The organism is uncultured Microscilla sp., assembly GCF_947493425.1.
Lineage (GTDB): Bacteria > Bacteroidota > Bacteroidia > Cytophagales > Microscillaceae > Microscilla.
Window position 1 is genome coordinate 1 of record NZ_CANLRP010000081.1, and the last position, 13,186, is coordinate 13,186.

Consider the following 13,186-nt stretch of genomic DNA (forward strand, 5'->3'; position numbering starts at 1 on the left):
ACTCCCGCGAAGGTCTTACCGACCTGAGCAATGCTAACCAAATAATTGAAAAACAACTTATTTTTGAAAAACCGCAGATTTTGGGTGAGCATAAGCCAGTAAGAGTGATTGTAGCTTCTAAGCAAGTGTTGGGCTGGCTAAAGCCTGAAGACCAACACAGGGAGGTAATTTTTTGAGTTGAGAAACTCCCAACTCCCGCGAAGGTCTTACCGACCTGAGCAATGCTAACCAAATAATTGAAAAACAACTTATTTTTGAAAAACCGCAGGTTTTGGGTGAGCAGGTGTTCCGTCATTCGTCGGAAGAACTCACCTTGCCACTTCCCTCACAAATGCTTACTTTCGGTTTTTCTACACAATGTATAACTCAATCATCCACAGCAAAACGAGGTATTAATGCAGTTCAAAAACCTGATGATCAGCGTATCAAGTACTATGGACTACCGCCTAAATGCTATGGACTCATATTTAAATACAACACGCATGCAAGACACAAGAAAGCCAGGCGCTGGACCATTAAAAGGCATTAAGATATTAGATTTAACCCGCTTATTACCAGGGCCTTTGGGAGCAATGATGATGGCAGACATGGGCGCCGAAGTGATCAAGATTGAATCGCCTACTTTTAAAGATTACGCCCGAAACTTCCCTCCTTTTCTCAACAAAGAAGCTGCTATCTATTTGGCGTTTAACCGCTCAAAGCGTAGCCTGGTGCTCGACTACAAGGCAGACGAGGGCAAAGCAATTTTACTAGACTTGGTAAAAACGGCTGACATTGTCATGGAGCAGTTTCGCCCTGGGGTAATGGACAGAATGGAGCTGGGTTATGAGGATATGAAAAAGGTAAATCCTAAAATTATTTATGTGTCTATTACAGGCTATGGGCAAACGGGTCCATACCGCGACAAAGCGGGGCACGATCTTAACTATATCAGCTATGCTGGAGTGCTGGGCATTACGGGTGAGCAAGGCAAGGCTCCCGTCATTCCAGGTGTACAAACTGCCGATATTGCAGGTGGTTCTTATATGTCGGTCATTGCTTGTTTGGCGGCTTTGCAGGCGCGTCATAGTACGGGCGTAGGGCAATTTGTAGATGTGGCTATGATGGATAGTGTAATGCCACTTGCTGTAACTACCCACGCAACTTTTGCGGCTACCAATCAGCCTCAGCCTAGAGGGAGTTTGTTTTTATCGGGAGGGCTTGCCAATTATAATGTGTACCCTTGCCAAGATGGTAAGTATATTGCCTTGGGCACGCTTGAGCCTCAGTTTTGGATGAAGTTTTGCCAGGTAACGGGCAAAGGCGAATGGATGAACAAAATAGCGCCTACCAGCAACGAAGCAGTGCAGGCTTTGTATGAGGAGGTAAAGGCATTTTTTGAAACCCAACCCCAACAATATTGGGTGGATTTGAGCGACCAACACGACTTACTCATTAGCCCGGTGTATGACATGCACGAGGTTGAAGATGACCCACAAGTACAAGCCCGTGAGATGATTGTAGAACAAGAGCATCCTACGGCGGGCAAGGTAAAAACTATAGGGGTACCGCTTAAATTTTCGGAAACGAAGGCACAACCTGCCTGGGCTGCTCCAGTGTTTGGGGCCGATACCAAGGCTATTTTGCGAGAAGCAGGTTATTCTGAAGCGCAAATTGACAAGTGGGCAACTCAAAAATTGATTGTAGGGTAAATCAAATTCCGCTGTTGCTGGTGCCTTCATAGGCAACCAAGGAGCTTGCTTATAGGAACACCAACAATGGGGGAGAGTTGCCTCTATACAAGGAACGAAATACCGTGACTATTACGAAATATCGTATAAAAATCATTTTTTGTACCTCTCCTATTTTTGGAAAATAAAATTTTATGTCACTGGCTATCAACCACTTAAAAAACAATTTTAGTTCAGAAATAATTTTGGTCTTTGGTTTGAATATATGCTTATCAAAGATATTTAATAAGCTTTGTGGTTAGGAAAGAAAAACGAGATTCTGCTAGGGTCTCGTTTTTTACTTTAGTACCCCACTGTTGCTCATAGGCATACCAGCAATCGTAGGGTATTAAATTTCAACAGTCTATACTGCTCACAAGCAACCCAAGGCCTGGGAAGTTATTTAGGTACATATTTGCGTAGCTTATATATTTTTACCCATACCCACACACTAATCAGCGTAGACGCTGATACAATGATAAGCCACCAATAAATGGTTGAGGGAGTTCCCCAGCCCAAGGCTTTGTATACCGACTTAAGCACATTAAACAAACCCAAATTGAGCGACACCCACACCACAGCTCCCATCAATAGATTGTTCCAGTGTTTATTTAAAGTGCCATGACGCATCAGCGTGGGGTTGTTAATCACAAATACTAAAAATATACTAATCAAGGGCAATACCAACCCATTGAGTGCCTGCGCCAAAATAATGGCGGGTACTGGCTTGACATCGGCCAGACCAAAAGCAAGCCCGGTAAACAACACCCCTATCCAAATAAGGCGGTAGTTGCGGCTGGTATATGACCATTTTTTAGCATTTTGCCCTCCAAAGAGGCTTTGTGCCGTGATAGAGGAGGCAAGCGGGGCGGTGATAGCCGAAGAAAAGCCAGCCGCAAACATACCAAAACCAAACAAGTATACTGCCCAACCACCCAACTGAGCAGAAAGTGCCTGAGCAAGCGCCTGAAACGAAAATTTGCCCTGAATAGTAGTACCTACAATAAGCACCGCCATAGAAATAACACAGCCCAATACAACCGCTACAAACAAGCCAAAGCGCATGTCTTTGAGCGTATGGGTTTTGTCTGATACGCCTGAACCCAAAAAGAGATTATAGGGCACTACTGTAGTGCCTATCAAGCCCAGAATGAGTAAATTAGCTCCGTCTTCTTGTGGCAAAGAGGGAATAAATAGCCCATGAAGCAAATCGGCCGCAGGCAACGAGTCGGCCACAAAAACGGCGGTAGTAAGAAAAACCAACCCCATAAAAACCACCATAAAACCCATAAAACGCGCCACTACCTGCAACGATGGCAGGCTAAGTGTAATAATGACCAGCACTCCTACAATGCTTACCAACAACTTGGCAGGAAGGTTAAACATAAGCTTAAGCCCTACCACTGCCCCCAAAATATTGCCTGTTTGGTAAGCTGCCGATCCCAAAATAATGGCGCCTACTACCAATACCAGCACTGGCACTTTGGCCACACTGTTGTCAAAGCTTTTGGCAATAGCTTGCCCTAAGTTGAGCCCGGAAATGATGCTAACCCTGGCGGCAGCTTCCTGCAACAAAAAACAAGCAACCGTAGAGAAGCCCAATGCCCATAATAAATCTAACTGGAATGTAGCGCCTGCCTTAGAAGCTGTCGTAATGGTACCAGGTCCAATAAATGCAGCAGAGATAATTGACCAAAAAAGAATATTTAGGATTTTTGACCTGATGGCGTTTAATTTTTATTGTTAAATTCTCACTATAGAGGTTACAAACGGCTTAAAATAGTGATTAACTAACAGAAAAGACCGTAATTTGTGTAGTGTGTAACTTATAAATTGAAAATCGTTACACATTTAACAAAATTAGATATTAAATTTGGATAATCAAGAGTTTTAATAATATAGATCAAGTTCATGAATGATCGTACAAATTATATTCTCACCGAAGATGGTGTGATTAATAAAATAGATTCTTATTGGGAAGAATTAAATGAATTGTCTGACAAGCAAGAGCGACTCGGAAGAGATTTACTGAAAAAGTTGTTTGGACATTTCTCGCTGAGCTTAGTGGCGGTTATTTCGGTGCTTTGGGTCAATGTTCCGCACTCGTATGGTGTCATTGCCCTTGCCGTTGTTTCGCTTGCTACCCTTGCCTCTACCATTGTCCAAATTAACACTTATGTGGCTTTTGTAAGAAACAAAAAACACGGGATGATTCTTTACCAGGAACTAAGCCAGCAAATTGTTCACAACTACGAAAACTCGCTGGAAAGAAGGGTTACACTCAGCAAATTTTTACTTTCGTGTACCCTGCCCTTACACCCTTACCTCTATATGTTTTTGTTGGCTTCGTTTTTTTTGGTCATCACAGGTTCTACTATATTTTATAACTTTTACCTTTAGAAATCATACTCCAACGCATATACTTTTTTCATGTTCGCCTCGGCTAGTCGGGGCGGTGCATGTTGCATAACCAAGTTGCGTACCCCTCTGGCTATGCCACTTTTTAGGTTTACCAATTGTGATATACGCCAAGAGTCTTTTACCACCTTATGCGCTTTTTTAAGCCGTTGTTGTTGGTACTGAGCAAAACCTGTGGTGAGCCGTTGTGGTTGTTGTACCACTTTTGCCATACACCCGGCAAACACCCAGGCGCTTTCCAAAGCTTGATTTCCCCCTTGCCCCATATTAGGCGTAGTAGCGTGGGCAGCATCGCCTACCAATGCCACCCTGCCTCGATACCATTGATTGCCAGGAGCCAAATCATAAATATCATTTCTGAGAATATTAGCTACTTGAGCGGTTTTGATAAAATCGAGTACCAGCGGAGAAAAATCTTTATAAATACTCAATAAATCTTGCTTGAGACTCTTCGGGTCATCTTTGCCGCCAGCACTGGTAAAATAAGTGGCAAAGAAATAGATGTGTTCGTTGTCTATAGCACCAAATCCTACCCTAAGCCCTGGCTCATTTCCCCACATTTCGGTAAAAGTATGTTGGTAGCCCTGGGGCAACTTAAAGGGTACAATGGCACGCCAACAGGTTTGTTGGGCATAGCGGTAAGGCAGTTTGCCCAAGAGCTGCGCCCTTACCCTGGAGTGAATGCCGTCAGTGGCTACCAAAAAATCGCCCGAAGCCTGGCTACCATCTTCAAAACTTACTTTTATGCCAGAAAAATCTTCGGTAAAACGTTCGAAACGTTTGTGGGTGTGTAATGCCTCAGGGGGCAGCTGCTCAGCCAATGCCCCAATCAATGCTGCCCGATGAATGGCATAGCACAAATTGTCTTTTTTAAAATCAGCACCTGCCAATTTTTTTTGGGTATGAGTAACCACCTGTAAACGTGTAATTTGGTTGCCCAACTGTTGTACCCGATGAAACAAATCCATGTTCGTTCTTTTGAGTACTTCCATTCCGTTGGGGGCAAGTAAAATGCCTGCTCCGGCAGGAGTAAACGCAGGTGCTGCCTCGTATACTGCAGCATCGAAACCTTTTTTGTGTAAACCAATGGCAGTAGCCAACCCGGCAATACCACCGCCTATAATGATGCTTTTCATGAGAGAATGCGTGTTTATATGCTTATCTAAGTGTCTGGAATAAGATTAGAACAATTGTTCTATAGTACAAACAACGCAAACTTAGAACAATTGTTCTAAATTCTACTATTTTTGTGATTGCTATGAAAACCAAAGAGAAAATACTGGCAAAAGCACTGGAGCTTTTTAACCAACACGGCAGCGAAAAAGTGAGTACTCGCCACGTGGCCGATGCCTTGGGCATAAGCGTGGGCAATTTGTATTACCATTATAAAGACAAGCAAGCATTGATTACACAATTGTATGAACAGTTGGTGGCCATACTAAATGGAGAATTTGATACCTTTGAGGCAGCAGACACAAGCCTTGCCTCACTTATGTATTCGGTCAGGTTTACTTTTGATACTTTGCACAAGTATCGTTTTTTGATGTTGGATTTTGTGCAAATCATGCGGGGAAACCCTGGTATTCAGGCGCACTACCAACAACTGGTACAATTGCGTAAGGAGCAATTCAGGTTTGCGGTAAAGTTGTTGATTGAACAAAAAATGCTGAACGAAAGTATAAAGGAAGTTCCTTTTGACTATTTGCAAATGCAATTTACTATTATGGGGGACTTTTGGATTTCGGAGGCGGAGATTTTGTATCAGGGGGCTGCAGCCGACAAAATAAAATATTTTACTGAGGCAATGTTGTATTGGTTTTATCCGTACCTGACTACGACCGGCAAAAAAGTTTTTAACGAAGTGCTGCCCACACTTTTTGAGAAGTAAGTGACGGCGCATAGTGATGTAAACTGGCTCAACATTCCCCGGATGTTGCCTTGAACTCAAACCGATAGCTGCAGCTACGCTGCGCTCTGCCAAAGGCTAAAAGTGTCCCAGTCAACCTTGAGTTTATGCCCCTCGACACTTATTTTGAACACATTCCTTAACAACGCCAAATTTTCTGAACAGGGTTGTCCCATATAAAGGTGCTTTTTAGTAATGGCTTTGAGTACTTTTGTATTTGCAAATATGAGAATAAAAGAAAGAAGGAGAACCTGTGGTAGCAAGAGAGGCAGTTGGTTTTTTAGCTTTACGCAATGAACCCCTTATATTTGTGCCATCAACAGTTTATCAAGTGGGGCTTGTCTAAGTTTTGGCGCAAGCCCATTAAAGTCAGCTTTTACTCATGAAAATTATAAAAAATACCTACGCTTTGATTGTATGCCTGTGGGCGTGCGCTCAGGTGAATGCCCAAACGCTTACCCAAAAAGTGGGCAACTCGGTAAGCATATACAGTCTGCAAGTGCAGCCCAACACCTCATACAAGCTCAACTTTGCCCAAAGTAGCCAAAGCCTCAGTATAGCATACTCCCCAGGGCAACACATTGGCGAAAGCTACCTGAGCAGCGGTGAGCAACGTTTTAAATTATACGCTAACTTGCACAGTACCAGCCACACCCAGCAGTACAGTCACCCGATACTGCTAAAAGAGGGAGTTCAACAATGTACTTTTTATTCGGGCAAGCTCAAGGGGGAGCTTAAGTTGCATGTATACCATTTGGGCAACACCCAGGCAGTAAAGCAAAAGGTAAGGGCGTATAAAGCACGTTTTCGTACCCATGAGGCTTGCGGCAAACCTGGCTCGGTGCCCCAATCAGTTTGGCGGGCAGGTCTTACCCCTGAACCTATTCCTGACCCAGTGGTTACTGATGTCAAACATTTGATTGTGCACCACTCGGTATCATCAAACGATGCTGCCGATCAGGTAGCTATTTTGCGGGGCATTTACCTTTATCACCGGGTAACGTTGGGCTGGAATGACATTGCTTACAATTACCTGATTGCCCCGGATGGCACTATTTACGAGGGACGCGACCCACAGGGCAAGGAGGCAGAAGGAGATAATATTAGAGGGGGACACTTTTGTACCGGGCGACAAGATGGCACCATGGGGGTTTGTCTGTTGGGTACTTTTACCGATTATGAGCCGCCAGTAGTGATGTTGAGTTCGTTGGTTGATTTGCTGGTATGGAAGGTAAAAAAAGATGGAATGGATCCTTTTGGTGCTTTTGCTCACCCAATTAACAACCCTGTGGTGGCTGCTTTGCCTGTAATTGCTCCTCACAGGGCAGGCTGTAGCACCCAATGCCCTGGCGATAAGGTGTTTGAAAAAATCGAGGCTTTGCGGGAAAAAATAAATGCTGATGTGCAAGTATGTGCAGGCAAAACTGATCAGTGTGCACCTTTGCGCCTCACAGGTGAACTATACAACGGGGTAAACCAATTAGTGGTGGATGTAGATGCTGCCATTAATCAATGTCAAAATTCTAATACGGGTTGCGAGCAGTTTTGTACTGGTCAGGCATTTATCGATCGTGTCAATGAGTTGAGAAGTAAGATTCAAGCTATTGAACAAAGTTGCAGTACCCAACCACAAAACTGTGTAACCCCCTGTAGTTCGACTGCTTTGCTCGACAAACTAACTACTGTAGAGCAAACCCTTAACGCCCAAATTCAGTTTTGGTTTGCGGCTTCCAGTCTCGTGCCTCAACAGGTAGCACAACTACAAACCGAAGTAAATAATGCCCTGAAGCAATGCCAACTCAATGTAGATTCGTGCCAGCAATTTTACCCGATCAATGCGTTTGAGGCTCGTATCAAGGCGCTTAACCTTCGCATCGATAGTTTGCAGGGTTTGTGTAATGCCGATGCGGCTACTGATGCCCAAAAAGCCGAGGCTTTGCGCAGCACGTTGCAATCGCTGGAGCAAGCCATTGCCACCCAAGTGGCGCAACTCAGCGAAGACGAAGCTATAGGTGTTTACCCCAACCCAGTGGCAAGCAATGGGGTGTTGGTGATCAAAAGCCTGCGTTACCAAAAGATGCGTAATATACGTCTGGTAAATATTTTGGGCAAGGCGGTAAATTTGTCCCGTAACATTGTCGACCAACGTGGGTTATTGGTGTTGTTGCCCAAAATACCGTCGGGTTGGTATATGCTGGAGTTTCAGTTAGAAGGAAAAATAGTTCGAAGACGTTTACTGATTTTGTAGGGAACCAGCGGCAAGCAAATTGGGAATAAACACAAAATTTTTGGGGTGGTTATTCCTGCGCATTGCCCATAATTTAGCAACTTTGCCTTAGTTTTGTCCCGAAATGCTGACAACAGCAGGCAAACGCAACCAAAAAACAAAAACTGTTGCTTTGTTGCGTGGTTGTATGATTGGCAAAAATTTAAAATTAAACACCTATAATGATGATAGAATTGGAGAATTTGATTGGCATAATTGTAAAAAATAATGACTTACACGCTCGCTGGCTCAATAGCTTGTCGATGATGGAAAACACAGGTGCCCGCAAAATTTCGGCATCCGAACACCCCACTCAGGTAAACCTTACCATACTAAAACACGCGGCAGAAGAAGCACGTCACGCATTTTTGCTTAAGCGCCAAATGAGTAAGTTGGTACCCCTTGAGCAGTATCCCACCTACGAAGCTCCTTATTTGTTGGCTCCGGTCAAAAGCTATCAATACTTACAGGCTTTAGATGTAGCTGCTAGTCGGTATGTAAAAAAGCATTTTCAGTTGGCAGATTATGACCTAAAATATGCAGCTTACCTGTTGGTAACTTATGCTATAGAGGTACGCGCCGATGAACTTTACCCAATATACCAAAAGGTATTGACCAGAGAAAAGAGTAAGATTCAGGTAAAGGCAATCATTGTAGAGGAAGAAGGTCATTTGCAGGAAATGGTGGAGCAACTCAAAGATTTTTCGCCGGAATGGGAACAGCACGCTGAGGCCATTTGTGCTATAGAAGGCAAGCTATTTACTCAATGGATTGCCCAGGTAGGCAAAGAGGTAGAACAAACTGCCTTGGTATAATTGCTTGCTATTATTTTATTGGCTTATTGTGCCAGGTTACCGAGGGTGGCTTGGCATCATCAAAATAGGTAACACTTTAATTTATACATAAACACCTGTATATCAGAGATTTTAAAAACTTCGTACACTGCTAAAATGTATCCGCAGGATGCTTATAACACTACCAATCATCAATTATTAAGTACTTTTCCCTGACCACCTTGCCCCCATTACCAAAATATCGTCTACCTGATCGTGCCCCAACATCCAGGCGTTCAACACCTTATCAAGGGTGGCTTTTTGTTCTTTCATAGGTTGACGCGATACCGTATGCAACAACTCACGAAAACGTTTTTTCATAAACTTACGCCCTTTTTCTCCCCCAAACTGGTCTTGGAAACCATCAGAGTACATATAAAAAGTGCTCGGAATGGAAATGTCTATGGTGTGGGTTTCGTACCCTGCGTCTACCTCTACCGGGCGGTGCCCATTGATGCTGTACATGCTCCCTTTGATCTCTTGTACTTCTTGGTTTTGCACCAAAATCAATGAGTTTTTAGCTCCCGAATATTGCATCTCATGTTTTTGTGGGTCAATCACCACAATGGCTATGTCCATGCCATCACGAATCATCGTATCTTTGCTCTTGAGGGTGCGTCGCAAAATCATATCTAAATGTAGTAGTACTTGTGCAGGGTCGTGCACCTTGTTTTGAATCATGATGTTGCTCAAAGCCTGCGACCCCAGCATAGTCATAAAAGCCCCTGGCACCCCGTGCCCGGTACAGTCGGCAGCCACCATAAATATTTTGCCTTTTGCCTTTTCTACCCAGTAAAAGTCGCCCGAAACAATGTCGCGAGGGCGAAACAACACAAAATAGTCGGGCATAAAACTATTGGCGTCTTCGAGGTATAGCAAAGCTTGTTGAATGCGTTGGGCATAGGTAATGCTTGCGGTAATGTCTTGGTTTTTACTGTCAATCTGGTCGTTCTTAATTTGCAACAACATATTGGCTTTTTGCTTTGCCTGGTTATTGTAGACCAATACCGACAACAGTCCCAACAATAACAACACACTGCCAATGAGGGCGTATACAAAGTTGCGTCGCAAAATCACTTCTCTTTGTTCTTTTTTCAAAAGCTCCAGCTCCGACTGTTTTTGCTCTAGTTGGTGAATAGACTCCAGCACATTTATTTTGTACCTGTTTTGAGTGTTTACAAACTCTTGGGTGATTTGAATGTACTGTTGCTGGTACTCGTAGGCTTTGGTATGTTCGCTTTTGAGGGCATACGCTTCTGACAATAGCTTGAGGCTGGTGGCCATCAAAGGTTTTGACGGAATTTCCTGGGCTTTTTTATAGGTGTTTTGAGCAATTAAAATTGCCTTGTCGAGTTGGTTTTGCTCGATGTATAGTTTGGCAAAGCTTACCTCAACGCTATAAATACCCGTGCCACGTACCTTATTGCGAATGTTGGCTTCTTTGGCTTTGGTGAGGTAGACAAATGTCTGGGCGTAGTTTTTTTGCTCAAGAAACAAGTTCCCGATTCGGTTATAAACTACGTCCAGCCGGGGCTGTTTGGGCATATTTTCTCTGATTTTTGCTGCTTCGCTGTAAGCTGTATACGCCTCCTGAACCTTGCCTTGTTTTTGCAATATTTCGCCCAGGCGCAGGTGTGCATAAGCCTCCCCTCCTTTGTTGTTCAACTTTTTGAACATGTCAATGGCTTTTTGGGTGTTTTGCCCGGCATCTTTCAGGCGATTCTGAAACTTAAAAATCTCGCCGATATTGTTATAAGCATACGCTATCTGAATGGGTTGATTGTTGGTTTGGGCAGCCTTAAGTGCCCGGTAATAATAAGTAATGGCGTTGCTGTATTGGTTAAGGTTGCGATAAATCACCCCTACATAATTGTTGGTTTGGGCGGCGGCTTTGTGGTGCTCAAACCGGGCGATTAATTTAAGGCTTCTAATGCCATAGTTTAAGGCTTTTTTGAGGTCTGAATCGCGCAGTTTCCACGATAGTTTACTCAATATTTTAATCTGGCGTATATCAGGCGGAGTATTGGCAAGCTTGCTCTCCAGGCTGTCTATTTCTGGAGTTTGTGCTTGTATGTCCAGCTCACCAAACATATACACTAAAAAAAATAAAATGAATAACCTACAACTCATGAGGAGACTTAGTTAAGTTAATTTTGGGAAATGGTGCGGGATGAAGAAACTACAAAAAACATTCCTTGTATCAACCATAAGTAAAATGGAAAAAATAAAGTAATCCAAAAGAAGGCAGTATCTGTTTGTTGGACGATGAAAAAAATATTTGCGTAGCCTTAGCTACGGAACTATTTTTTGAAGAAGTACAACGGTCAGAGACGAAATTCAGTGGATTAGGTTATTTTTGTAGTTTTACTAAGTAAAACACAAAAAATAAAGTGTCCTTAAGTCACCAAATGTCTGGTAGATGTACAGCCGAAAAAACAGAACAATTTATTTGGATAGTTTTACCAAAAACAACTGGATGATTGATTCACCCTCTTAAATTAAACATATTTTTGCCTTTAGCCACATAACTCCATATAAAATTTGCCTGCACTTTATTTACTGGTTTGTAACAGATGTGTTAAATCTACTTAAAATGCTAAAATGTCCCGATAGATATGCTAATTTTGCCCCACGAAATACAAGACAGGGCTTTTTGGCTAAGAAAATAACAGCTAAAAATCCCTGTTAAAACCATACAAAGCGAATTTTATTATACAAACAATGCTGTTAACGAACTATGATGACTGGCATACGGGCTTACACAAATTATCCTATTTATGCTTTGGCAAAAATATTCCTTTGCCTTGCCTCTATGGGATGACAAAAAAGAGGGTTCAAGCACGTTATTTCTCCTCATTTATCATTACAAAAGGTAAACCTGTGTTTTATATAATCACACAAATTTGGCTGCACTTTTTGTCTTGTCAAAAACTCGCCAAATATAAGGCGATGACCGTACTTTATTTAATGATTACTCCCTTAAACAAAGCTTATTAAATATCTAACAAAACAATGACGTTTAAAGAACATTTTGAACAGCAAGGCTTTTTGCACCTAAGCAATTTTGTAGACCGATCGATGATCCGATACATCAAGCAACAGTACCTGCAAACAGTGAAACCTTTTGATCAACCCTTGCTCAGGCAAAACACTGATCAATACGAAAAACATCTTTTTTCAGAAGCTGGGTTCATGACCAACCCCTTGCTCAATGTACACGAGAGTTTGCCCGAAGCATTGATTGGGTTCAGGTCTTCGGTAGTAGACCTGTTAGGACACAACGCACTACAACAATTGTTGAAAAAGCTCATGGGAGAACGTCCGGTATTGGTACAAAGCATGTACACGGAAAGTAGCCTGGGTAGTCCTGACCACATAGACAGTCACTTGATAGACTCTGCCCGCATCGGCAGCATGATAGGTTGTTGGGTAGCCCTGGAAGATATAGATGCAAGCGGAGGACGATTTACGCTTTTCCCGAAAAGTCATTTGCTGGACAACGATCAGGTATTTTCAGAGGAAGTGACTCACTTGTACCAACAATACAATGAATTGTCTATACAGGCGATCAATGCCTACCCAGGTGAGCAATCTCAGCTAACCACCCAAGCTCAGCAGGTGTTAGAAAAACTGCTCAGGGTCAGTAACCTCAGTCGTTACAACCAGCCTATTCAGGCAGGCGATGTTTTTTTGTTTTCGTCAAAGCTGATTCAAAGCAACGAACAACCCACCCATCGTCAGTCACACCATTCGGTTACGGCTCACTTTGTGCCCGCTGTCTATCCATTGCGTCACCATAGTGCCTACAACGTAGACCTACGCATTGCCCAAGGGGGCAACCTTGCCATTCACATAGCTCCCGAAGCAGTCATGGCATAAACAAACACCTATCTACAAGTTGAGAGCGTGGCAGGTTTGTCACGCTTTTTTTTGTCTTGGCGCCCTGCTATTTTAAGCTCTGGACAATGCGTCATTAATAATCGCAGAACAACCTTCTACGCTCGTTTTTCGGAATACTGAAAAGTACCCTCAGATGCTGGAATCGGGGTTGGTT

Annotated in this window: 9 protein-coding genes; 6 read left to right on the forward strand and 3 right to left on the reverse strand. The window is 43.1% G+C overall.

From position 1 onward, the window contains the following. Window positions 1–482 precede the first annotated feature (482 nt). Window positions 483–1,691, forward strand: a complete 1,209-nt coding sequence (locus tag Q0954_RS19370) for a CaiB/BaiF CoA-transferase family protein (RefSeq protein WP_299459250.1) — start codon at window positions 483–485, stop codon at window positions 1,689–1,691. Window positions 1,692–2,108: 417 nt separating this feature from the next. Here Q0954_RS19370 and Q0954_RS19375 read toward each other — a convergent pair whose 3' ends face one another. Further along, entirely contained in the window at window positions 2,109–3,434 is a 1,326-nt protein-coding gene (locus tag Q0954_RS19375) for an NRAMP family divalent metal transporter (RefSeq protein ID WP_299459274.1), read from the reverse strand. Window positions 3,435–3,620: 186 nt separating this feature from the next. Between Q0954_RS19375 and Q0954_RS19380 the strand changes: the two genes are divergently transcribed. Then, window positions 3,621–4,109 carry a hypothetical protein gene (locus Q0954_RS19380; protein ID WP_299459251.1) on the forward strand — a complete coding sequence of 163 codons (489 nt, stop codon included), beginning with the start codon at window positions 3,621–3,623 and terminating at the stop codon, window positions 4,107–4,109. Here the strand turns inward: Q0954_RS19380 and Q0954_RS19385 are convergent. Continuing rightward, complete coding sequence (locus tag Q0954_RS19385; protein ID WP_299459252.1) at window positions 4,106–5,263, reverse strand: FAD-dependent monooxygenase; 1,158 nt, start codon at window positions 5,261–5,263, stop codon at window positions 4,106–4,108. The genes Q0954_RS19380 and Q0954_RS19385 overlap by 4 nt on opposite strands. 122 nt (window positions 5,264–5,385) lie before the next feature. On the opposite strand from Q0954_RS19385, the gene Q0954_RS19390 reads away from it, so the two are divergent. The 3 genes from Q0954_RS19390 to Q0954_RS19400 all read left to right on the forward strand — a co-directional run bounded on the left by Q0954_RS19390 (window position 5,386) and on the right by Q0954_RS19400 (window position 9,114). Then, window positions 5,386–6,015 (forward strand): TetR/AcrR family transcriptional regulator, encoded by a 630-nt coding sequence (locus Q0954_RS19390; protein ID WP_299459253.1) that lies wholly within the window; start codon window positions 5,386–5,388, stop codon window positions 6,013–6,015. Between the two features lie 400 nt (window positions 6,016–6,415). After that, window positions 6,416–8,281, forward strand: a complete 1,866-nt coding sequence (locus tag Q0954_RS19395; RefSeq protein WP_299459254.1) for an N-acetylmuramoyl-L-alanine amidase — start codon at window positions 6,416–6,418, stop codon at window positions 8,279–8,281. 200 nt (window positions 8,282–8,481) lie between these two features. Then, window positions 8,482–9,114: a hypothetical protein gene (locus Q0954_RS19400; protein WP_299459255.1), complete on the forward strand. Its 633-nt coding sequence runs from the start codon at window positions 8,482–8,484 to the stop codon at window positions 9,112–9,114. A gap of 177 nt (window positions 9,115–9,291) precedes the next feature. Here the strand turns inward: Q0954_RS19400 and Q0954_RS19405 are convergent, their stop codons facing one another. Continuing rightward, window positions 9,292–11,262, reverse strand: a complete 1,971-nt coding sequence (locus Q0954_RS19405; RefSeq protein WP_299459256.1) for a SpoIIE family protein phosphatase — start codon at window positions 11,260–11,262, stop codon at window positions 9,292–9,294. An 882-nt stretch (window positions 11,263–12,144) separates the two neighbouring features. On the opposite strand from Q0954_RS19405, the gene Q0954_RS19410 reads away from it, so the two are divergent. Beyond that, window positions 12,145–13,011, forward strand: coding sequence for a phytanoyl-CoA dioxygenase family protein (locus Q0954_RS19410; RefSeq protein ID WP_299459257.1), 867 nt, complete (start codon window positions 12,145–12,147; stop codon window positions 13,009–13,011). Window positions 13,012–13,186 lie beyond the last annotated feature (175 nt).